Annotated in this window: 16 protein-coding genes and 1 pseudogene; 11 read left to right on the top strand and 6 right to left on the bottom strand. The window is 66.1% G+C overall.

What is annotated here, in order from left to right; translation table 11 throughout:
• The 5 genes and pseudogenes from B3446_RS05100 to coq7 all read right to left on the bottom strand — a co-directional run.
• Positions 1-957: pseudogene (locus B3446_RS05100) on the bottom strand (lipid II flippase MurJ); the annotation flags it as partial.
• Positions 954-1,979, bottom strand: a complete 1,026-nt coding sequence (locus B3446_RS05105; RefSeq protein WP_291378110.1) for an SDR family oxidoreductase — start codon at positions 1,977-1,979, stop codon at positions 954-956. The gene B3446_RS05105 and the pseudogene B3446_RS05100, both read right to left, overlap by 4 nt.
• A 12-nt stretch (positions 1,980-1,991) precedes the next feature.
• Positions 1,992-3,269: a Vi polysaccharide biosynthesis UDP-N-acetylglucosamine C-6 dehydrogenase TviB gene (tviB, locus tag B3446_RS05110; RefSeq protein WP_191577987.1), complete on the bottom strand. Its 1,278-nt coding sequence runs from the start codon at positions 3,267-3,269 to the stop codon at positions 1,992-1,994.
• Positions 3,270-3,362: 93 nt separating this feature from the next.
• On the bottom strand, positions 3,363-4,469 hold the full coding sequence (locus B3446_RS05115) for an MraY family glycosyltransferase (RefSeq protein ID WP_175122509.1): 1,107 nt from the start codon (positions 4,467-4,469) through the stop codon (positions 3,363-3,365).
• A gap of 778 nt (positions 4,470-5,247) precedes the next feature.
• Positions 5,248-5,925: a 2-polyprenyl-3-methyl-6-methoxy-1,4-benzoquinone monooxygenase gene (coq7, locus tag B3446_RS05120; protein ID WP_191577988.1), complete on the bottom strand. Its 678-nt coding sequence runs from the start codon at positions 5,923-5,925 to the stop codon at positions 5,248-5,250.
• Between the two features lie 123 nt (positions 5,926-6,048).
• Between coq7 and B3446_RS05125 the strand changes: the two genes are divergently transcribed.
• The 4 genes from B3446_RS05125 to B3446_RS05140 all read left to right on the top strand — a co-directional run bounded on the left by B3446_RS05125 (position 6,049) and on the right by B3446_RS05140 (position 10,610).
• Positions 6,049-6,492, top strand: coding sequence for an OsmC family protein (locus tag B3446_RS05125; protein ID WP_175122507.1), 444 nt, complete (start codon positions 6,049-6,051; stop codon positions 6,490-6,492).
• Positions 6,493-6,606: 114 nt separating this feature from the next.
• Complete coding sequence (locus B3446_RS05130) at positions 6,607-7,578, top strand: thymidylate synthase (protein ID WP_291378112.1); 972 nt, start codon at positions 6,607-6,609, stop codon at positions 7,576-7,578.
• A gap of 407 nt (positions 7,579-7,985) precedes the next feature.
• The gene (locus tag B3446_RS05135; protein WP_291378113.1) at positions 7,986-10,049 is read left to right on the top strand and encodes a putative bifunctional diguanylate cyclase/phosphodiesterase; all 2,064 of its coding nucleotides are present in this window, start codon (positions 7,986-7,988) and stop codon (positions 10,047-10,049) included.
• A 75-nt stretch (positions 10,050-10,124) separates the two neighbouring features.
• The gene (locus tag B3446_RS05140) at positions 10,125-10,610 is read left to right on the top strand and encodes a dihydrofolate reductase (RefSeq protein ID WP_291378114.1); all 486 of its coding nucleotides are present in this window, start codon (positions 10,125-10,127) and stop codon (positions 10,608-10,610) included.
• Positions 10,611-10,679: 69 nt separating this feature from the next.
• Here B3446_RS05140 and B3446_RS05145 read toward each other — a convergent pair whose 3' ends face one another.
• Positions 10,680-12,098 carry a PLP-dependent aminotransferase family protein gene (locus B3446_RS05145; protein ID WP_175122503.1) on the bottom strand — a complete coding sequence of 473 codons (1,419 nt, stop codon included), beginning with the start codon at positions 12,096-12,098 and terminating at the stop codon, positions 10,680-10,682.
• A 158-nt stretch (positions 12,099-12,256) separates the two neighbouring features.
• On the opposite strand from B3446_RS05145, the gene B3446_RS05150 reads away from it, so the two are divergent.
• From B3446_RS05150 to B3446_RS05180, 7 genes are all read left to right on the top strand, one after another.
• Entirely contained in the window at positions 12,257-13,582 is a 1,326-nt protein-coding gene (locus tag B3446_RS05150; protein ID WP_286897418.1) for an aspartate aminotransferase family protein, read from the top strand.
• A 105-nt stretch (positions 13,583-13,687) separates the two neighbouring features.
• Complete coding sequence (locus tag B3446_RS05155; RefSeq protein WP_291378115.1) at positions 13,688-15,181, top strand: CoA-acylating methylmalonate-semialdehyde dehydrogenase; 1,494 nt, start codon at positions 13,688-13,690, stop codon at positions 15,179-15,181.
• Positions 15,182-15,391: 210 nt separating this feature from the next.
• The gene (locus B3446_RS05160) at positions 15,392-16,903 is read left to right on the top strand and encodes a M81 family metallopeptidase (protein WP_286939596.1); all 1,512 of its coding nucleotides are present in this window, start codon (positions 15,392-15,394) and stop codon (positions 16,901-16,903) included.
• A gap of 79 nt (positions 16,904-16,982) precedes the next feature.
• The gene (locus B3446_RS05165; RefSeq protein WP_175122499.1) at positions 16,983-18,548 is read left to right on the top strand and encodes an ABC transporter substrate-binding protein; all 1,566 of its coding nucleotides are present in this window, start codon (positions 16,983-16,985) and stop codon (positions 18,546-18,548) included.
• Positions 18,549-18,614: 66 nt separating this feature from the next.
• Complete coding sequence (locus B3446_RS05170) at positions 18,615-19,556, top strand: ABC transporter permease (protein ID WP_175122498.1); 942 nt, start codon at positions 18,615-18,617, stop codon at positions 19,554-19,556.
• Positions 19,557-19,566: 10 nt separating this feature from the next.
• On the top strand, positions 19,567-20,472 hold the full coding sequence (locus B3446_RS05175) for an ABC transporter permease (protein WP_175137806.1): 906 nt from the start codon (positions 19,567-19,569) through the stop codon (positions 20,470-20,472).
• Positions 20,473-20,477: 5 nt separating this feature from the next.
• Positions 20,478-21,935, top strand: a 1,458-nt coding sequence (locus B3446_RS05180) for a dipeptide ABC transporter ATP-binding protein (protein WP_291378116.1), incomplete at its 3' end; no start/stop codon positions are given.

The following is a 21,935-nucleotide window of genomic DNA, read 5'->3' on the forward strand; positions in this document are numbered from 1 at the left end:
CCGTATCGCCGCGCGCCTGCACGTCGGCCAGCACGGGCAGCGCGGCACGGCCCACGGACACCGCCCCGATGCCCAGCAGCAGCGACAGCAGCCGGCTTGCGGAGCCCAGCGTGGCGTTGGCATTTGCGCCCAGGTTGGCGGCGGCATATTGGTCCAGCGGGCCGACGAAGCTCATGGCGACCTGGCCGATCAGCATCACGCCGGCCGCGCTCATCAGCTCGGGCCAGTGCGGCGACTTCAGCGACAGGCGCGGCGCGCCCCAGAAACCGCCGTCGGCGCGCGCGGCCAGCCAGGCCAGCCAGACGGTCTGAATCGCGTAGCCGACCAGCGTGCCCCACAGCAGGGGGCCGACGCCCTCGGCGCTGACGGCCAGCATGACCCAAGCCAGCGTCGCCACGGCAGGCACGCTGTCCAGCAGCGGGTTGNNAGCACGCTGTCCAGCAGCGTGTTGACGTGACGTTCCTGTGCGCGCAGCCGCGCGGCGCTGATGCCCGCGATCAGCAGCAAGGCCGACACGGGTGCGAAGGCGACCAGCAGGTCGCCCGTCATGGCGCGCACTTGCGCCGACAGGCCCTGCCCCAGCCGATCCACCACATAGGGCCAGGCAAACCACGTGAGCAAAGCGAGGGCGACGCCGGCGGCGGCGACCCAGCCTTGAAGCTCGCGGATGAAGAGTTCTTTCTCGGCCCCGCCGGTGCGCGCCAGGCGCACCAGCACCGGGATCAGCACCACCGACAGCACGCCCACGATCGTGACCGGCAGCCAGGTGCCCATGGTCATCGTGAACTGGTAGGCGTCCACGGCGTCGCTGACGCCGTAGCGGTACGCCACCGCCATCTCCTTGATGGCGCCGGCGGCCTTGCCCAGCAGCAGAAACACCGCCACCCGGAACGCGCCCTTGAAGATGCGCTGATGATCCGGGTGGATGTTGCCGAGTTTTCGGACGAGTGCTTTCAACGCAGGAATTGCGTGTACCAGGGCATGGCGACTTCCAGGCCTTGCAGCACCGTGTGCGTGGGCGCGTAGCCCAGCAGGCGGCTGGCCTTGCCGATGTCGGCCTGCGAGTGGCGCACATCGCCCGCGCGGAAGTCACCGTAAACCGGCTGCTTGCCGTAGTCCACGCCCTGGTTGCCCAGGGCCTGCACCAGGAAGCTGAACAGCTGGTTCAGCGTGCTGCGGCCGCTGACGGCCACGTTGTAGACCTGGTTGCGGGCTTCGGGCGCGGCCAGCGCGCCCAGGATGTTGGCCTGCACCGCGTTTTCCACAAAGCAGAAGTCGCGGCTGGTCTCGCCGTCGCCATTGATGGTGACGTCCTTGCCCTGGATCATTGCGGCGGTCCACTTCGGGATCACGGCGGCGTAGGCGCCGTCCGGATCCTGCCGCTTGCCGAACACGTTGAAGTAACGCAGGCCCACCGTCTCGAAGCCATACGAACGCGCAAAGACGTCGGCGTACAGTTCGTTGACGTACTTGGTCACGGCGTACGGCGACAGCGGCTTGCCGATGTTTTCCTCGACCTTGGGCAGCGCCGGATGGTCGCCGTAAGTGGAGCTGGACGCCGCATAGACGAACGACTTCACCTTGGCGTCGCGCGCCGCCACCAGCATGTTCAGGAAACCGCCGATGTTGACTTCATTGGTCGTGATGGGGTCGTTGAGCGAGCGCGGCACCGAGCCCAGCGCGGCCTGGTGCAGCACATAGTCCACGCCTTCGGCCGCCCGGCGGCAGGCGTCCAGGTCACGGATGTCGCCTTCGATGAAGGTGAAGCGCGACCATTGCTCTGGCGAAACGGAAGCCTGGACTTCGTCCAGGTTGCGCTGGTGACCGGTGGCGAAGTTGTCCAGGCCGGTCACGGTCTGGCCAAGCTTGAGCAGGGTTTCCAGCAGGTTCGAACCGATGAAGCCGGCGCAGCCGGTCACCAGCCACTTGCGCGGCGAGGCGGCCAGTTCCTGGGTGACAGTTTCGAATCGTGTGGTCATGGCGAAATCCTTTTACAGACGCAGGTCGGATTCAGCGGGCGACAGCACGTACTTCAGGTCGTACAGGATGTGTTGCGGCTTGCCGAGCTTGCGGATGCCTTCGGCGCCCATGTCCTTGAACTGGTTATGCGCCACGGCCAGGATCACGGCGTCGTACTTGCCTTCCTCGGGCTTGGCCACCGGGGTCAGGCCGTACTCGTGCATGGCTTCGTCGGTGTCGACCCACGGATCGTAGATGTCCACGTCGACGTTGTAGTCGCCCAGTTCGCGAACGATGTCCACGATGCGCGTGTTGCGCAGATCGGGGCAGTTTTCCTTGAAGGCCAGACCCATCACCAGCACGCGGGCGCCTTGCACGTGGATGCGGCGCTTGGTCATGCACTTGACCAGCTGCGACACCACGTAGCTGCCCATGGAGTCATTCAGGCGGCGGCCCGCCAGGATGATCTCGGGGTGGTAGCCGATGGATTGCGCCTTGTGGGTCAGGTAGTAGGGGTCCACGCCGATGCAGTGGCCGCCGACCAGACCCGGACGGAACGGCAGGAAGTTCCACTTGGTGCCGGCGGCCTGCAGCACGGCTTCGGTGTCGATGCCCATCTTGTTGAAGATCAGGGCCAGTTCGTTGATCAGCGCAATGTTCACGTCGCGCTGCGTGTTTTCGATCACCTTGGCGGCTTCGGCCACACGGATGCTGGACGCCTTGTGCGTGCCGGCCGTGATGATTTCCTTGTAGAGCTGGTCGACCAGGGTGGCGACTTCCGGGGTGGAGCCGGAGGTGACCTTCTTGATCGTGCTGACGCGGTGTTCCTTGTCGCCCGGGTTGATGCGCTCGGGGCTGTAGCCGGCGAAGAAGTCGACGTTGTACTTCAGGCCCGACACGCGCTCCAGGACGGGCACGCAGTCTTCTTCGGTGGCGCCGGGGTAGACGGTCGATTCGTAGATGACGATGTCGCCGCGCTTGAGCACCGCGCCGATCGTTTCGCTGGCCTTGACCAGGGGGGTCAGGTCCGGCTGCTTGTACTCGTCGATGGGGGTGGGCACGGTCACGATGAACACGTTGGCCTCGCCCAGTTCGGCGCGTTCGGCGGTGTAGCTCAACTGGCTGGCCTCGGCCAGCTCGGCGTCGCTGACTTCCAGCGTATGGTCGTGGCCCGCCTTCAGCGCGTCGATACGGCGCGTGTTGATGTCAAAGCCAATGACCGGGCGCTTCTTGCCGAACTCAACGGCCAGGGGCAGACCGACGTAGCCAAGGCCGACGACAGCGAGTTTCACATCCTGGATTCGCAACATAACTCTCCCTTCACCGTAGAACGTTTACGGCATTTTAAAGATGGTCTGGTGATGGATACCGAGCCCCCGGCGGCGATCGCCGGGGCACTCGAACTATTCGGTGGTTCGCAGCACGGACGGCAACAACAGCCAGCCCGGGCGGCGCCAGGAGACCAGGCGTGCATACAGCCAGATATAGACGCTGGCAAAGACAACCAGGCTGGCGCTCAGGGCCCAGGCGTTGTCCCACCAGATCGTGGCCGGCACCAGCCCGATCAGCGCCAGCACCCACATGTACGGGGACGCCAGCGCATTGCAAAGCGCGGGAACGGCGTGGCGCCGGCCGCGGCTGAAGGTCACCCGGACCAGCCGGCGGAACACGAGCTGGTGCAAGTGCAGCGCATCGGGCTGGTCAACCGGCACGCCGCGTTTGAAGCGGCGGCGCCAGATCGAGAAACCGGTTTCGAATACGGGGTAGAACAGGACCGCCAGGGCGTAGAACGGCGACACGGACGGGTTGCGCACGACCAGCAGCACGGCCAGTTCGGCCAGCATGAATCCCAGGAAGTACGCGCCGCCATCGCCCAGGAACACGCGTCCGAACGGGAAGTTCCACACCAGGAAGCCCAAGGTCGCGGACGCCAGCGCCGCGGCCACCAGGAAGATCGGCACATCGCCCACCTGCAGGGCAACGAGGCTGATCGACACCGCCATCAACGTGGCGACCATGCCAGCCAGGCCGTTCATGCCGTCAACGATATTCAGCGCATGGGTACAGCCACCCACCGCGAACATGGTGAACAGCAGCGACACGGGCCAGTAGGACAGCACGTAATCCACAGGGGCCATGCCGACGCGGCTGACGCCGCCCAGCAGCCACCACGCGATGGCCGCGGATAGAAAAGCAGCCAGCAAACGCTTGCTGGCGCCGATGTCCTTGGTAATGTCTTCAAGCAGGCCGGCCACGAAAACGGGCAACGCCGCGACGAAGAGCGCGGGCCACAGCCAGGTCAGGGTCATGTTGCTGGGTCCGAGGACCAGCAGGCCGGCCAGCGTACCGGCAAGCACCGCCAGACCGCCGACGCGGGGCGTCGCGCGGGAATGATTGGCTTGGGGCTTGTTGAGGTCGCTATCGCCGGTGAAAGCGCCATGCCAGCGCTCGGACGCCACGATGAGTCCCCCCACCATGAACGCGACCACGCATATATACAGCCAGGTCACTGGATCACCTCTGGTTGGTCTATCGAGACAGGCCCGCCATTATCGGAGGCAGGTGTAACGCCCATATATGGGAGGGATAAGGAAGTGCAATTCCGAGGCACAGAACGTAACGCGCGCAGGCGGGCTATCCGTCCGCCGCGCATGTGACTGGAACGCGCTGGCGCGCGAGCGCCTGGCAGTGCTGGTTTCATGTGGGGGATTGTAGAGCGTTCGGCCTCTGGGCACGCGAAATATGCAAGGGAAAACGCGAAGGCCCCGAGGCCCGCGCGGCGTCGCGCTGCGGGGGTTTTTGCCGACATCGCTTACAAATAGGGACGCAACGATTCGGGACAAAAAAAAGCCCGAGATCGTGAGATCTCGGGCTAAATCCACCAAAGGAGGAGGGTGGAGGAGACAACCGTGGCATGTTGGGAGCGGGACTTCAGCTCGCTGCGCTTCCGGGGTTTTCACCGCGCCGTCTGCGTTTCAACATCCAATGACTGAATAGTACCTACGTTTTTTGTGCGTTGCAAGATTTTTTTTGATCTATTTTCAGAGGCGTTTGCCGCGTTGCTTTTTTGCTGCAAGATTCGCGGCGCCCCTCTGGAAACCCGCACCAGGCAATGCCCTGACCAAAAACGGGGTTTTCGCCGAAGGGGTTTTCCCCTTTCGGACTAACCCTGAACAATAGCGGGTATTCCCACCCTGGCCGCCGCACCAAAATGGTGCTTGACGCACCACGAGGCGGCCGAATTTGCGCATTGCAACATTTTTATCAGATGCGGTTTCAAGTGGCCGGTCAGATCCAATAGGCGGTGGTCGTCATTACCTTGGACATGGCGCGCATGGCCATTTTCACGGGTGCAGGGAGCGGTACGCCCCCCGCCTGCTCGGCGCTGGCACGGTGCTGGGCCTCGTCGTCCTTCATTTTTTGCACGATCTGGCGCGAGCGTTCGTCCTGCACCGGCAAGGTGCGCAAGTGTTCGTCGAGGTGGGCTTCGACCTGCTTTTCGGTTTCGGCCATGAAGCCCAGATTGCGCGGCACGCCGGCCACGCTGGCCATGACGCCCAGGGCGAACGAGCCCGCGTACCAGACCGGATTGAGCAGGCTGGGCCGGCTGCCCAGTTCGTTCAGGCGCTCGTTGCACCACACCAGATGGTCGACTTCTTCGGTGGCGGCGTTGAGCAGCAGCGCGCGCGGGCCGGGTTCCTTGCAGACCGACGCCTGACCGCGGTACAGCGCCTGGGCGCAGACCTCGCCGACGTGGTTGACCCGCATGAGGCCCGCCGCGTGGCGTTTTTCTTGCGCGGACAGGGTCTGCGGCGATTCCTGGGCGGTTGCGGGGTAGGCGCGGCCGGCGCTGGCGTTGCCCGAAAGCACCCGTAGCGCACGATCGGTTTCGGCCAACAGGGCATCCAGGGGACCGTGGCGGCGGCGCAGGGAAACGGGGCCGGATTTGGACAACGTGGTGGACATGGCAACTCCTAGGCAAAACGGACGCCCTGCACCCCTGATGCGGGGTGGGGTTCTCCTGCCCGGGATTGTACGCAACGGGTATCATCAGCCATTGACTGCGCTCAAGCTCAAGGACTCACTGAAATGGAATGCACGATCGACTGGGGCGGCCCGAGCGGCATGCTCTTTACCGCCAGCACGGGCAGCGGCCACGTGGCCGTGATGGACGGCGCCGTGGATGGCGGCGGCCACAACCTGGCGCCCCGCCCCATGGAAATGCTGCTGGCCGGCACGGGCGGCTGCACGGCCTATGACGTGGTGCTGATCCTCAAGCGCGGCCGCCACGCGGTCACGGGCTGCAGCGTCAAGCTGCAGGCCGAGCGCGCCGGCACCGACCCCAAGGTCTTCACGAAGATTCACTTCGCGTTCACCGTCACCGGCGCCAACCTGCCGCGCGCGGCCGTCGAACGCGCCGTACAGCTTTCCCACGAGAAATACTGCTCGGCGTCGGCCATGCTGGAAAAGACCGCCGAGATGACGTTCTCCGTCGACATCGTCGACACGCAGGAAGCTGCCGCTACCGCCTGAGCCGCTGGCGCGGCCGTGGTGTAATTCGGCATTCACCATATATAGGCGCCGCCGCGGCACGTCCGCGGCGGCGCGCTTGCTTCCCCACCCGGGACGGCAGGCACAAGGATCGTCATGAAACAATACCTGGACCTCGTTCAATCCATCCTCGACACCGGCTCGTGGCAGGAAAACCGGACCGGCATCCGCACCCTCAGCATGCCGGGCGCCTCGCTGCGCTTTGACCTGCAGCAGGGCTTTCCCGCCGTCACCACCAAGAAGCTGGCGTTTAAGTCGGCCATTGGCGAAATGGTGGGTTTTCTGCGCGCCTCGCGCAGCGCGGCGGAATTCCGGGAACTCGGCTGCAAGGTCTGGGACCAGAACGCCAACGAGAACGCGCAGTGGCTGGCCAACCCCTACCGCGAAGGTCCTGACGATCTGGGACCGGTCTACGGCGTGCAGTGGCGCCAATGGCCGGCCTACAAGATGCTGGACGCCAGCCGCCCCGCGCAGATCGAAGACGCGCTGTCGCGCGGGTACGCCAAGGTGGCCGACCTTGAAGAGGCCGGCGTGCCGAAGGTGCTGCTGTACAAGGCGGTCGACCAGTTGCGGCAATGTCTGGACACCATTCACGAACGCCCGGGTGACCGGCGCATCCTGTTCCACGGCTGGAACTGGGCGCAGATCGAGGAAATGGCGCTGCCGCCTTGCCACCTGCTCTATCAGTTCCTGCCCAATGCAACGACGCGCGAGATCTCGCTGTGCCTGTACATCCGATCCAATGACGTGGGCCTGGGCACGCCGTTCAACCTGACCGAAGGCGCGGCGCTGCTGCATCTGGTCGGGCGCCTGACCGGCTACACCCCGCGCTGGTTCACCTACTTTATCGGCGATGCGCATATCTATGAGAACCACCTGCCGATGCTGCGCGAGCAACTGACGCGAACGCCGTATGAATCGCCCCGTCTCGTGCTGTCGGACCGCATTCCCGATTTCGCCGTGACCGGCCGCTACGAACCCGAGTGGCTCGAGAACGTTGAACCCGGCGATTTTTCGTTGTCGGGCTACACGCACCACGCGCCCCTGACGGCCGCGATGGCCGTCTGACCCCTGCGCCGGCAGCGCCGGCGACCGCCTTTCAGGGCATATCAGCAACACGCCGGACGCCCGTCCGGCGCCCGATTCCTTGCACGCCCCGCAGCAGGTGAAGATTGGTGAGCTTCTGGAAGCGCGATTTCGGTATAACCCATCCCTTAGCCACGGACGCGCGTCCAGCATGCCGCGCGCCCCGTTGCTTTCGACCGGCCCTTCGGGCGCGCCATGCCGAGCGCCCAAACCGCGCCGACCGCTGGCGTTGCCGCGCCCAATTCCCCATCCCTATAAATAGAGTGTGAGAAAAGCCAGCGACGAGAGCAGGATTCCTCTTGCGACCGGACTGCAACTGTTGACTACCAATTGAATTGAAAATCGTGCCCCGCGCTGCGGCTGTATGCGCTTAGGACAGGACCCCACAAATGCTCGTTGGAACTTATAACCCTTCGCTCGTCCTCGTATCCTTAGGGGTCGCCATCCTGGCGTCGTATACGGCGTTGGGCATGGCCAACCGCGTGAAGGCGTCGAGCGGGCTGCCCGCCGCGAAGTTCTGGCTGGCGGGCGGCGCGTTCGCGATGGGCATCGGCATCTGGTCGATGCACTTTGTGGGCATGCTGGCATTCAGCCTGCCCATCCCCATGGGCTACGACCTGCCCCTGACCGTCCTGTCCTTGGCCATCGCCATCGGTTGCTCGGCCTTCGCGCTGTGGATGGTCTGCAAGGACGAACTGCCGTGGGGCCGGCTGGCCGCGGGCGCGCTGCTGATGGGTTGCGGCATCGCGGCGATGCACTACATCGGCATGGCCGCCATGCGCATGGCGCCGGGCATCGACTACGACCCGACATGGTTCGCGCTGTCCGTGGCGATCGCGATTGCCGCGTCCGGTGCTGCCCTGTGGATCACCTACCGGCTGCGTCAGGACGCGCCGCGCGTGGCGCTGTCGCGCCCGTTGGCCGCCGGAGTCATGGGCCTGGCGATCGTGGGCATGCACTACACGGGCATGGAAGCCGCGAGTTTTCCGGCGGGCAGCATCTGCATGGCGGCCGACGAAGGCATTTCTGCCGGCTGGCTGGCCATCGCCGTGACCGCGGTCACGCTGAGCGTGCTGGCCATCGCGCTGGTGGTGGCCGTGCTGGACAACCGGCTTGAGGCGCGCACGTCGGCGCTGGCCTCGTCGCTGGCCGAAGCCAACGAAGAGCTGGTGCAACTGGCGCTGCACGACACGCTGACCAAATTGCCCAACCGCATCCTGCTGGAAGACCGGATGGAGCAGGCCATCGAAAGCGCCAGCCGCCGCCGAGGCCATTTCGCCGTGCTGTTCTTTGACCTGGACGGTTTCAAGGCCGTCAACGACGCATACGGACACCACACCGGCGACGCGCTGCTGATCGATCTGGCGCAGCGCATCCGCCTTGCCTTGCGCACACAGGACACGGTCGCGCGCCTGGGCGGCGACGAGTTCATCGTGCTGAGCGAGGTGATTGAACCCACCGACGCAGCGAACGTCGCGGACCGGCTGATCGACGCCATCGCACGCCCCGTCACGGTCTACGGCCACGAAGTGCTGGTGACGTCCAGCGTGGGCATCGCGGTCTATCCGAACGACGGCCAGGACACCCACGCCTTGCTGACCAATGCGGACGCGGCGATGTACCACGCCAAGCGGCTGGGCGGCACGGGCTACAGCTTCTTCGAACCGTCCATGAACGCCGATGCCCATGAGCAGATCGAGCTGCTGCACGACCTGCGCCTGGCGCAGGAGCGCGGCCAGTTCGTCCTGCATTACCAGCCCAAATACGAAGCGCCCGCCGGCCCCATCATGGGCGCCGAGGCGCTGCTGCGCTGGAACCACCCAACGCGCGGCCTGGTCGGCCCGGACCAGTTCATTCCCACGGCGGAAAAGACGGGCCTGATCCTGTCGATCGGCGAATGGGTCATCAACGAAGCCTGCCGCCAGATGCGCGAATGGATCGACGTCGGCCAGGGCCACTGGACCATCGCCGTCAACATCTCGGCGCTGCAGTTTTCACATGCCAACCTGGTCGAGACGGTGCGCTCAGCATTGGCGAAGCATGGCGTCCCGCCCGCCTGCCTGACGATCGAAGTGACCGAATCGACCGCCATGCGCGACGCGGAAGCCAGCCTGACGGTGCTCAAGCGCCTGTCCGATCTGGGCGTCACGATCTCCATCGACGATTTCGGCACCGGCTATTCCAGCCTGCTTTATCTGAAGCGGCTGCCCGCGACCGAACTGAAGATCGACCGCGGCTTCGTGAACCAGCTGGACAACGACAACGAAGATGCAGCCATCGTCTCGGCCATCGTGGCGCTGGCGCAGCAGCTCAACCTGCGCATCGTGGCCGAAGGCGTCGAGACCGCTGCGCAGCAGAAATTCCTGACCGGACTGGGTTGCGACTCGCTGCAAGGCTTTCTGCTGGGCAAACCCATGCCGGCCACCGAGTTCCTGGAACACGCGGCGACCTGACGCGCGGGCGGGCTCCTGCAATTTGCTACGCTTACGGGGTCGTTCCGGCTCAACCCTTACCCGTTGCAAGCACGCATGCCCGCAAGCCTTACCCTGATCGTCGCCTATTCCACCAACCGCGCCATCGGCCGCGACAACGCCCTGCCCTGGAAACTGCCGGGCGATCTGGCGCATTTCAAGCGCAGCACGCTGGGCCACCCCATCATCATGGGCCGCAAGACGTGGGACTCGCTGGGCCGTCCCCTGCCCGGCCGCAGCAACATCGTCATCAGCCGCAATCCCGATTTCAGCGCCGCCGGCGCCATCCTGGCGCCCACGCTGGAGGCCGCGGTAGCCGCCTGCGGCGACATCGACGAAGCCTTCGTGATCGGCGGCGCGCAGATCTACGCGCAGGCCCTGCCGCTGGCCCGGCGCGTGTTGGCCACCGAGGTCCATGCCGACGTCGACGGCGACGCGTTCTTTCCGCTGCTGCCGTCTTTTCAGTGGAAGGAAACGTCGCGCGAGAAGCAGCCTGCCGAAAACGGCTACGACTACGATTTCGTCACGTACGAACGCACGTGAGAGTCAGGCGTGACGCATCGGCGTTGACGCACCAACCCGAACGCATCGAGCCGAACGCATCGAGCCGAACTACGCCGCGCCCGCGTTGCGCATGAACCGCCACAGCGCGGGCGCCGCCGAGTACGCCACGTTGAAGCGCACCCACGCCGTGTCGGCCTCGTCCGCTTCGAAGTAGGAACCGGGCGCCAGCCAGATGCCATCCTTGAGCGCCAGCTCCGCCAGGCCATTGGCGCCCCGTTCGCGCCACTGCCCGGCCACCTTCGCCCACAGGAACAGACCGCCTTGCGGCTTTCCATACACCTCGAATCCGTGCTGGCGCATCTGCTCGGCGACCTCGGTGTGCGCCTCGGCCAGCCGCTCGCGGGTGCGCGCGATGTGGGCGCGGTAGCGGCCCTCGCGGATGACCTGGTGCACGATGCGCTCCATGATCTCGGGCGTCGTCAGGCCCACCGCCATCTTGGTGCGCGCGATGTCGCGCACCAGATCGCGATGCGCCACCACGTACCCCACCCGTACCGACGGGCTGATGACCTTGGAATAGCCGCCCAGGTAAACGACGCGGCGCGCGCCGTCCAGCGCGGCCAGCATCGGCGTCACGCCCGGCGCCAGTTCGCGCGAGATGTCGTCTTCCACCACCCACAGCCCGTGCCGCTCCGCTGCCTGCAGAATGCGGAACGCGTTGGCCATGGTGATGCTGGCGCCCGAGGGATTCTGAAGGGCCGTATTGATGAATAGCGCGCGCGGCCGGTGCTGGGCGGCCACGCGCTCCAACGCGTCGCAGTCCAGGCCATCGACCGTGCGCGGCACCGCAATCACGCGCAGACCAGCCAGGCGCAGCATCTGCAGGAGATTCGCGTAGGCCGGCTGCTCGACGACCACCGTGTCGCCCGGGCGCAGCAGCGTGCGGATCACCGTGTCCAGTCCGTGGGTCACGCCCTGCGTCAGCAGCACCTGCGACGCCTCGACCTCCATGCCCTGCGCGCTCAGGCTGGCTGCGATGGTCTCGCGCAGCGGCGCGTAGCCGTACGGGTGGCCATAGTTGGCGATCCGCATCGCGGGCACGCGCCCCATGTGGCGCAGCGCCAGGTGCAGGCCTTCTTCGTTCAGCCATTCGCCGGGCAGCCAGCCGCAGCCCGATTTGATGGGGATGGAGTGGTCGGCAAAGATGTCCGACAGCAGCCAGCCCGCGTTCAGCCGCGGCGGCTCCCAGGACAGGGGTTCGACCCGGCGGGCGGGCGCGTCGGGCGACGCCACCCGGTAGCCTGCGCCGGGACGCGCCGCCAGCCAGCCCTGCGACACCAGCCGGCTGTAGGCGCTGGCCACGGTGAAGGTGCTGACGCCGTACTGGCGCGCGAACTCGCGAACCGAGGGTAGGGACATACCCGGACGCAGGGTCTGCGCCTCGACGGCGCGCAGAATGGCCGCGACGAGCTGTTCGACGAGAGTGGGCGCGGCCCCGCGGCCACGGACGGGTTGGAAGTCGATCACGGGCTAACTGTACAGTTGCAACGCTCTCAACTATACAGTTAGCGCCAAATGCGCGGATTGTATATTTTCATTCCCTGCGGGACGTTCCAGAATCGTCCGAATCCCGCTGCCCGCGCGCGTTTCGCGGCGGCTGCGGTTGTCCCCCCTCTGGAGTCACCATGAACGCCCCCGCCCAGTTGCCCGACCTGTCCCATCTCTGGATGCCCTTTACGGCCAACAAGCAGTTCAAGGCCCAACCGCGCATGCTGGCCAAGGCCAAGGGCATGTACTACACGTCCACGGACGGCCGCCAGATCCTGGACGGCACGGCGGGCCTGTGGTGCGTCAATGCCGGCCACGGCCGCGAAGAGATCGTCGAAGCCATCGCCCGCCAGGCCGGCGTCATGGACTACGCCCCGGGCTTCCAGCTGGGCCACCCGCTCGCCTTCGAGGCCGCCACCGCGGTCGCGGGCCTGATGCCGCAGGGACTGGACCGTGTGTTCTTCACGAACTCGGGCTCCGAATCGGTCGACACCACGCTGAAGATCGCCCTGGCCTACCACCGCGCGCGCGGCGAAGGCCAGCGCACGCGCCTCATCGGCCGCGAGCGCGGCTATCACGGCGTGGGCTTTGGCGGCATCTCGGTGGGCGGCATCTCGGCCAACCGCAAGACGTTTTCGGGCGCCCTGCTGCCCGCCGTGGACCACCTGCCTCACACCCACAACATCGAGCAGAACGCCTACTCGAAGGGCCAGCCCGCGTGGGGCGCGCACCTGGCCGAAGAGCTGGAGCGCATCATCGCCCTGCACGATGCGTCGACCATCGCCGCGGTGATCGTCGAGCCCATGGCCGGCTCCACCGGCGTGCTGATTCCGCCCAAGGGCTACCTGGAAAAGCTGCGCGAGATCACCGCCAAGCACGGCATCCTGCTGATTTTCGATGAGGTCATCACCGCGTACGGCCGCCTGGGCGCCGCCACGGCATCCGAATTCTTCGGCGTGACGCCGGACATCATCGCCATGGCCAAGGGCGTGAGCAACGCCGCCGTTCCCGCCGGCGCCGTCGCCGTCAAGCGCGAAGTGCACGACGCCATCGTCAACGGCCCCGCGGGCGGCATCGAGTTCTTCCACGGCTACACGTACTCGGCGCACCCGCTGGCCGCCGCCGCCATTCTGGCCACGCTGGACATCTATCGCCGCGAGGACCTCTTCGGCCGCGCCCGCAAGCTGTCGGGCGCGTTCCAGGAGGCTGCGCACAGCCTGAAGGGCGCGCCCAACGTCATCGACGTGCGCAACCTGGGCCTGGTGTCCGGCATTGAACTGGCGCCCCGCGCGGGCGCCCCCGGCGCGCGCGCCGCCGAAGTCTTCCAGCGCTGCTTCGACAGCGGCCTGATGGTGCGCTACACGGGCGACATCATCGCCGTCTCGCCGCCGCTCATCATCGACGAGGCGCAGATCGGCCAGATCTTCGAGCAGATCGGCAAGATCCTGAAAGAGGTAGCCTGATCCTTCCCCGCCGCACGCCCGCATGGCGCGCGGCGCAACAGACCCGCACATGGGCGGCCCAGGCCGCCCAGCCGCATTTTTGACGAATCACCGAGCCTTGCATCCATGAAGAAGATTCCCCATTTCATCAACGGCCAACGCTACGACGGCGGCAACAGCCGCTACGCCGACGGCTTCAACCCGGCCACCGGCGAGATCTCCTCGTCGATCCCGCTGGCGTCCAACGACGACGTGGCGCTGGCCGTGGCCGCCGCCAAGGCGGCGTTTCCGGCCTGGTCCGAGACCCCGGCGCTCAAGCGCGCCCGCATCCTCTTCAACTTCAAGGCGCTGCTGGACCAGCATCAGGATGAACTGGCCGAACTGATCACGCGCGAGCACGGCAAGGTGTTCTCGGACGCCAAGGGCGAAGTGATGCGCGGCATCGAGATCGTCGAGTTCGCCTGCGGCATTCCGCAACTGCTCAAGGGCCAGTATTCCGACCAGATCGGCGGCGGCATCGACAACTGGAGCATGCGTCAGGCGCTGGGCGTCGTGGCCGGCATCACGCCGTTCAATTTCCCGATGATGGTGCCGTGCTGGATGTTCCCGGTCGCCATCGCCTGCGGCAACACCTTCGTGCTCAAGCCGTCGGAACGCGATCCGTCCGCGTCCGTGCGCCTGGCCGAACTGCTTACCGAGGCCGGCCTGCCCCCCGGCGTCTTCAACGTGGTCCACGGCGACAAGCAGGCGGTGGACGCGCTGATCTCGCATCCCGACGTCGAGGCGCTGTCCTTCGTCGGCTCCACGCCGATCGCCGAATACATCTATGCCGAAGGCACCAAGCGCGGCAAGCGCGTGCAGGCGCTGGGCGGCGCCAAGAATCACCTGGTGGTCATGCCCGACGCGGACCTGGACCAGGTGACCGACGCGCTGATGGGCGCGGCCTACGGTTCGGCAGGCGAGCGCTGCATGGCGATCTCGGTGGCCGTGGCGGTGGGCGACGTAGCCGACAAGGTCGTCGAACGCCTCACGCCGCGCGTCAAGGCGCTGATCGTCAAGGACGGCATGCAGTCTGACGCCGAAATGGGTCCGCTGGTGACCGCGCAGCACCGCAAGAAAGTGATGGGCTACATCGAGGACGGCATCGCCAGCGGCGCCGATCTGGTGGTGGACGGCCGCGACCTGAAGGTGGCAGGCAACGAGAAGGGATTCTTCCTGGGCGGCACGCTGTTCGACAACGTCAAGCCCGCCATGAACATCTACCGCGAAGAGATTTTCGGCCCGGTGCTGTGCATCGTGCGCGTGCCCGACTTTGCCAGCGCGGTGGAGCTGATCAATGCGCATGAGTTCGGCAACGGCGTGGCGTGCTTCACGTCCGACGGCGGCGTGGCGCGCGCGTTCGCCCGGCAGATCAAGGTCGGGATGGTGGGCATCAACGTGCCCATCCCCGTGCCGATGGCGTGGCATTCGTTCGGCGGCTGGAAGCGCTCGCTGTTTGGCGACCACCACGCGTACGGCGAGGAAGGCATCCGTTTCTACTCGCGCTACAAGAGCGTGATGCAGCGCTGGCCCGACAGCATCGCCAAGGGCGCCGAATTCACCATGCCCGTGGCGAAGTGAGCCCCCCCCGAGGCGCGCAGCGCCTCCCCCCCAGGGGGGCGTCGCAGCGGACCGGCGGAGCCCGGATCCGCGCGACCCCGCTTGGGGAGGGCGAGCATGAATTGGGGCGCGTCGTTCTTGCCTCGGGATTGAGGGGCGTCGCTTGAAGCATTGACACTGCGCGGCGCTTCGCCGCGCCTTCCGAATATCTGTACGACAAGGGGAAACCTGATGCGCATCGGGATCGGCGGCTTTCAGCATGAGACCAATACGTTCGCGCCATCGCGCGCGGCGTGGGAGGATTTTGCGGACAAGGGTGGGGGGTGGCCGAAGCTGGTCAGCGGGCCCGCGATGTTTGAGGCAGTGGCGGGAGCCAATATCCCGGTGGCGGGATTTATCGAGGCCATGGGGCAGCATGCGTTGATTCCCACGACGTGGGCGGCGGCGAGTCCTTCGGGGCATGTGACCCGTGATGCGTTCGAGCGCATCAGCGCGATGATTCTGCAAGGGCTGTCGCAGGCGATGCCGCTGGATGGCGTGTATCTGGACCTGCACGGCGCCATGGTCACCGAGCATCTGGATGACGGTGAAGGCGAGCTGCTCAAGCGTGTGCGTGAACTGGTGGGTCCCAACGTGCCGATCGTGGCCAGTCTGGACCTGCACGCCAACGTGACGCGCGCGATGGTGCGCCATGCTGACGCGCTGGTCTGCTACCGCACCTATCCTCACATCGACATGGCCGAGACCGGGCAGCGCGCCGCCGGCCTGCTGGCGCAGCGGCTGGGCGGCATGCCGCGTCACTATGTGGCGCTGCGCAGCCTGCCCTTTTTGATTCCCCTGTGCTGGCAATCCACCGACATCGAGCCGGCACGCAGCCTGTATCAGTTGGTGGGCGATCTTGAAGCGCGTGGCGCGGCCAGCGTTTCCTTTGCGACCGGATTTCCGGCCGCGGACTTTCCCGAATGCGCGCCCACGGTCTGGGCCTACGGCATGACGCAGGCCGAGGCCGATGCCGCCGCCGACGAGATGACGCGCGCGGTAATGAATGCCGAACAGGACTTCGGCGGCAAGCTCTACACGCCGGACGAAGCCGTGCAGGAAGCGTTGCGGCTGGCGCGCGATGCCTCCAAACCCGTCGTCATCGCCGACGCGCAGGACAACCCCGGCGCGGGCGGCAGTTCCGACACCACCGGCGTGCTGCGCGCGCTCATCCGCCACGATGCGCGCGACACGGCCATCGGTCTGATTGTGGACCCCGCCGCCGCGCTGGCCGCCCACCGCGCTGGTGCAGGCAACACGGTGCGCATTGCACTGGGTGGACATTCGGGTATTCCCCACGACGAACCGCTGGACACCGAGTTCATCGTCGAGAAAACTTCGGAAGGACGCTTCGATACGCATGGTGCGTTCTATCGCGGCTTTCACATGGATCTGGGTCCCAGCGCGTGCCTGCGCATCGGCGGCGTGCGCATCATCCTGGCCTCGAACAAGGTGCAGATGGCCGACCAGGAAATGTTCCGGTTTGCCGGCGTGGAGCCCACGCGCGCCGCCATCCTGGTGGTCAAGAGTTCGGCGCACTTTCGCGCCGATTTCACGCCCATCGCGCACACGATTCTGGTCTGCGCGGCGCCCGGTTCCATGCTGATGGATGCGGCAAAACAACCATGGACACGGTTGCGTCCCGGCATCAGAATGGCGCCTTGCGGGCCGGTGTTTGACGGCCGGTCCGCAGCGACAGCCTGACCCTCGCGCGCCGCTCGAACGCGGCGCGTCAACGACGTAGCGGCCCACGCGCCGCTCACTACGCTTCAAGGGGAAATACATGCTCAAGTTTGTCCGAGCGGCCGCGCTCGCCGGCGTCACTCTCGCCATGGCACATGGGGCCTATGCCGAGACCGTCATCAAGACGGTGATGCACTCACCGCTGCGCCTGACCGATCCGCACGCCACCACCGCCTACATCACGACGTGGCACGGCTACATGATCTACGACACCTTGCTGGCCACCGATGCCGACAACAAGGTCCAGCCGCAGATGCTTGAGAAGTGGGAAGTCTCGCCCGACGGCAAGACCTACACCATGACGCTGCGCCCCGGTCAGAAATGGCATGACGGCCAGCCGGTGACCGCCGAGGATTGCGTCGCGTCGATCAAGCGCTGGGCCGCCGGCGACGGCATGGGACGTACGCTGCTCAAGTTCACCGACAAGATCGAAGTCATCGACGACAAGAGCTTTCGCATCGTCATGAAGGAACCCACGGACCTGGCGCTGCGCGCTCTGTCCAAGCCCACCGGCACCGCGCCGTTCATGATGCCCAAGCGCATCGCCGAACAGGCCATCGGCAAGCCCATCACCGACATGACGGGCTCCGGCCCGTTCAAGGTCGCGGAATTCAAGCCGGGCGTGAAGACCGTCTACGTCAAGAACGCCGATTACGTGCCGCGCAAGGAGCCCGTCAGCGGCCTGGCCGGCGGCAAGGTCGTGCACGTCGACAAGGTCGAATGGGACGTGATGCCCGATGCGCTGACCACCGCCAACGCGCTGCTCGGCGGCGAGATCGACTTTGTCGAGCAGTTCCCGTACGACCTGCTGCCGATGATCGAAGGCAACCCGGACCTGAAGGAAGAGTCGCTCAGCCCGGTCGGCTACTTCACGATGTACCGCTTCAACTTCAAGTACCCGCCCTTCAACAATAAGAAGATCCGCCAGGCCGCCATGTACGCGATCGGCCAGGAAGACGTGATGAAGGCGCTGGTCGGCAATCCCAAGTACTGGAAGACCTGCGCCTCGCTGTGGGGCTGCGGCACGCCGCTGGAAAGCGATATCGGCAAGGACATGGTCGTCCCGTCGAACATCGAGAAGGCCAAGGCGCTGCTCAAGGAAGCCGGCTACGACAACACGCCCATCCTGGTCATGCACGCCACCGACGTGGGCACGCTGTCCGCACAACCCGTCGTCATGGCCGCAGCGCTGCGCAAGGCGGGATTCAACGTCAACCTGGCGGCGATGGACTGGCAAAGCGTGGCCACGCGCCGCGCCTCCAAGGCTGCGCCGGCCGAAGGCGGTTGGAACGTTCACAACACCAACTGGTACGCCACTGACGTGATGGACCCGGTGCGCTCCGCCCCCGCGGCGGCAAACGGCGACAACGCGTGGTTCGGCTGGCCCGAGTTCCCGCAGATCGAAGAGCTGCGCACCAAGATGGCGTTGACTTCGGATCCGGCCGAGCAGAAGAAGATCTCCGAGGAAGTGCAGCGCATCGGCATCGACGAAGGCCTGTACGTGCCGCTGGGCCAGATGTCCGTGCCCACCGTCTACTCGACCAAGCTGTCGGGCCTGGTGCACGCGCCGGTCTTCGCGTTCTGGAACGTCAAAAAGGCCCCTTGATGGGCTCGGGGCCTGCGCGCCGCAGCAAGCAGTCCGCGCAGGCCTAATTGGTACAGGGGGAAATACATGCTGGCATTTGTCTCACGCCGGCTCCTCGCGACCATCCCGGTTCTGGTGATGGTCGCGGTGGTGGTCTTTGCGATATTGCGTTTCAGCCCCGGGGATCCGGCCATCATCATGGCGGGCGACGGCGCCACGCCCGAACGTATCGTCCAGATACGGCAGACGATGGGCCTGGACCAGCCGGTGGTCAAACAGTTCTTCATCTGGGGCGGCAAGCTCCTGCAGGGCGACCTGGGCACCTCGCTCATGTCCGGCGTGCCGGTCACGAAACTCATCGCGCAGCGTCTTGAGCCGTCGATGAGCCTGGCGGTGCTGACGCTGGTCTTCACGCTGCTCGTCGCCATTCCGCTGGGCGTGCTGGCCGCTTGGCGGCAAGGCAAGCTGCTGGACCGTGCCGTGATGGGTTTCTCGGTGCTGGGGTTCTCGGTGCCGGTGTTCGTCACCGGCTACCTGCTGATCTGGGCCTTCGCCATCAAGCTGGGCTGGTTCAACGTGCAGGGCTACGTGCCGCTTGAAAAAGGATTCTGGCCGTTCCTGCACCGGCTCATCCTGCCCTCGCTCGCGCTGTCCACCGTGTATGTCGCGCTGATCGCGCGCATCACGCGCACCAGCGTCATCGAGGTCATGGGCGAGGACTTCATCCGCACCGCGCGCTCCAAGGGCCTGGGCGAAACCGGCGTGCTGCTCGGACACGCGCTGCGCAATGCCGCCGTGCCCATCGCCACGGTGGTAGGTGTGGGCATCGCGCTGCTGATCAGCGGCGTCGTCGTCACCGAATCGGTCTTCAACATCCCGGGCCTCGGCCGGCTGGTGGTGGAAGCCGTGCTGGCGCGCGACTATCCCGTCATCCAGGGCCTGACGCTTTTCTTCGCGTTCGTCTACGTGTTCATCAATCTGGTTGTCGATTGCGCCTACACGGTGTTCGACCCGCGTATCCGGTACTGACGCCATGAGCATGCAAACGCCAACCGACGCCGCCGCACAGGCGGCCGCCGACCTCCCCGGAGGCGGCACGCCCCACATCACCGCCTGGCGGCAGATCCGCCAGGGACTCAAGAGCTGGCCCGTCATGCTCGCGCTGGTGGTGCTGGCGGCGATCGTCTTCATCGCCATTTTTGCGCCGCTGCTGGGCACGGTCGATCCCACCCAACTCAACCCGGGCGGGCGCCTGAAGCAGCCCTTCACCGACTACTTCCTGGGCACCGACGCGTTCGGGCGCGACGTGTGGTCGCGCGTGGCCTACGGCGCGCGCATCTCGCTGATCGCGGGCCTGGGCGCCGCCTTGGTCAGCGTGGCCCTCGGGCTGGTCATCGGCGTCATCGCCGGCTGGTTCCGGTCGCTGGACGGCCCCATCATGCGCACGATGGACGCCATCATGGCGATCCCCGGCATCCTGCTGGCGATCGCGCTGGTGTCGGTCACCGGCGCCAGCATCACGACCGTGCTCGTGGCCATCACCATTCCGGAAATCCCCCGGGTGGTGCGGCTGGTGCGCGGCCAGATCCTGAGCGTGCGCGGCGAACCCTATGTGGAGGCCGCGCTGGCGCTGGGCACACCGTTGCCGCTGCTGCTGTGGCGGCACATGGTGCCCAGCACCATCGCGCCGCTGACGGTGCAAGGCACGTACGTCTTTGCGTCCGCGATGCTGACCGAAGCCATCCTGAGCTTCCTGGGCGCGGGCATCCCGCCCGAGATCGCGTCCTGGGGCAACATCATGTCCGAAGGCCGCATGTACTTCCGCATGCTGCCCGGCCTGATCCTGTTCCCCGGACTGTTCCTGTCGCTGACCGTGCTCAGCGTGAACATCCTGGGCGACGCCTTGCGCGACGCGCTGGACCCGAAAATGGTGCGCAGGATCTGATGCCGATGAACTATTCCCCCAATCCCCCCGCGGGCGATACCTCGTCCGCCATCCTGGCCATCCGCAACCTGTCGGTCGAAGTCGCCGGCGCGGGCAACCGCGTCGTACGCAACCTGAGCCTGGACGTGCACGCCGGCGAAACGGTGTGCGTGGTCGGCGAATCCGGTTCGGGCAAGTCCGTCACGTCGCTGGCCGTCATGGGCCTGTTGCCGCAAGGCATCCTGAACATCAGCGCGGGTTCCATCCGCGTCGAGGGCGAGGACGTCGCCACGGCCACGCAGCGCCGCCTGCGCGAGCTGCGCGCGACGCGCATGGCCATGGTCTTTCAAGAGCCCATGACCGCGCTGAACCCTGTGCACACGGTCGGCAAGCAGGTCGACGAGGTGCTGCGCCTGCACCGCAAGAACATGTCGGCGGCCGAACGCCGCGCCAAGGTGCTGGACATGTTCCAGTCGGTGCACCTGCCCGACATCGAACGCATCTACGACGCCTATCCGCACCAGCTCTCGGGCGGCCAGCGCCAGCGCATCGTGATCGCGATGGCGCTGATCCTGGAACCCAAGCTGCTGATCGCCGACGAGCCCACCACGGCGCTGGACGTCACCACGCAGAAGCAGATCCTGGCGCTCATCAAGGAGCTGCAGGTCAAGCATCAGACGGCCGTGCTGTTCATCACGCACGACTTCGGCGTGGTGGCCGAGATCGCGGACCGCATCGTCGTTATGAACCGCGGCGACCTGATCGAAAGCGGCACGCGTCACGAGATCCTGGCCGAGCCCAAGCAGTCCTACACGCGCCGCCTGGTGTCGTCGGTGCCCAGCCTGGTCCCGTCGCGCCGCGAACCGCCGACGGGCACGCCGGTGCTGCACGTCAAGGGCCTGGGCCGCACCTATGGCGGCAAGGGCTCGCTGTTCTCGCGCAAGGCGGCGCAGCACGTCGTCGCCGCCACGGACGTCAACCTGACCCTGCGCAAGGGCGAGATCCTGGGCATCGTCGGTGAATCCGGGTCGGGCAAATCGACGGTGGCGCGCTGCATCGTGCGGCTCATCGAGCCCACGGCCGGCCACATGATGATGGGCGGCGAAGACCTGAGCACGCTGTCCGGCTCGGCGCTGCGTCCCGTGCGCCGGCGCATCCAGATCGTGTTCAAGGATCCGTACCGGTCGCTGAATCCGCGCCGCACGGTGGGCGAATCCATCATCGAGGGGCTGCTGAACTTCGGCGTGGCCCGCGAACAGGCGCTCAAGCGCGCCAGCGAAACCCTCAGCGTCGTGGGCCTGAGTCCCGACGCCATGCGGCGCTATCCGCACCAATTTTCAGGCGGCCAGCGCCAGCGCATCTGCATCGCACGCGCCTTGGTCATGGACCCGGAGATCCTGGTGGCCGACGAAGCCGTGTCGGCGCTGGACGTGTCCGTGCAGGCGCAGGTGCTGGAGCTGCTGGAGCAGGTGCGCGAGCGCACC

Source organism: Achromobacter sp. UBA5777, assembly GCF_002418565.1.
GTDB lineage: Bacteria > Pseudomonadota > Gammaproteobacteria > Burkholderiales > Burkholderiaceae_B > Achromobacter > Achromobacter animicus.

Excerpts from the sequence above, each read along its gene's own strand:
- B3446_RS05105 (WP_291378110.1), bottom strand. The coding sequence starts at position 1,979 with ATGACCACACGATTCGAAACTGTCACCCAGGAACTGGCCGCCTCGCCG.
- tviB (WP_191577987.1), bottom strand. The coding sequence starts at position 3,269 with ATGTTGCGAATCCAGGATGTGAAACTCGCTGTCGTCGGCCTTGGCTAC.
- coq7 (WP_191577988.1), bottom strand. The coding sequence starts at position 5,925 with ATGTCCACCACGTTGTCCAAATCCGGCCCCGTTTCCCTGCGCCGCCGC.
- B3446_RS05125 (WP_175122507.1), top strand. The coding sequence starts at position 6,049 with ATGGAATGCACGATCGACTGGGGCGGCCCGAGCGGCATGCTCTTTACC.
- B3446_RS05130 (WP_291378112.1), top strand. The coding sequence starts at position 6,607 with ATGAAACAATACCTGGACCTCGTTCAATCCATCCTCGACACCGGCTCG.
- B3446_RS05135 (WP_291378113.1), top strand. The coding sequence starts at position 7,986 with ATGCTCGTTGGAACTTATAACCCTTCGCTCGTCCTCGTATCCTTAGGG.
- B3446_RS05140 (WP_291378114.1), top strand. The coding sequence starts at position 10,125 with ATGCCCGCAAGCCTTACCCTGATCGTCGCCTATTCCACCAACCGCGCC.
- B3446_RS05150 (WP_286897418.1), top strand. The coding sequence starts at position 12,257 with ATGAACGCCCCCGCCCAGTTGCCCGACCTGTCCCATCTCTGGATGCCC.
- B3446_RS05155 (WP_291378115.1), top strand. The coding sequence starts at position 13,688 with ATGAAGAAGATTCCCCATTTCATCAACGGCCAACGCTACGACGGCGGC.
- B3446_RS05160 (WP_286939596.1), top strand. The coding sequence starts at position 15,392 with ATGCGCATCGGGATCGGCGGCTTTCAGCATGAGACCAATACGTTCGCG.
- B3446_RS05165 (WP_175122499.1), top strand. The coding sequence starts at position 16,983 with ATGCTCAAGTTTGTCCGAGCGGCCGCGCTCGCCGGCGTCACTCTCGCC.
- B3446_RS05170 (WP_175122498.1), top strand. The coding sequence starts at position 18,615 with ATGCTGGCATTTGTCTCACGCCGGCTCCTCGCGACCATCCCGGTTCTG.
- B3446_RS05175 (WP_175137806.1), top strand. The coding sequence starts at position 19,567 with ATGCAAACGCCAACCGACGCCGCCGCACAGGCGGCCGCCGACCTCCCC.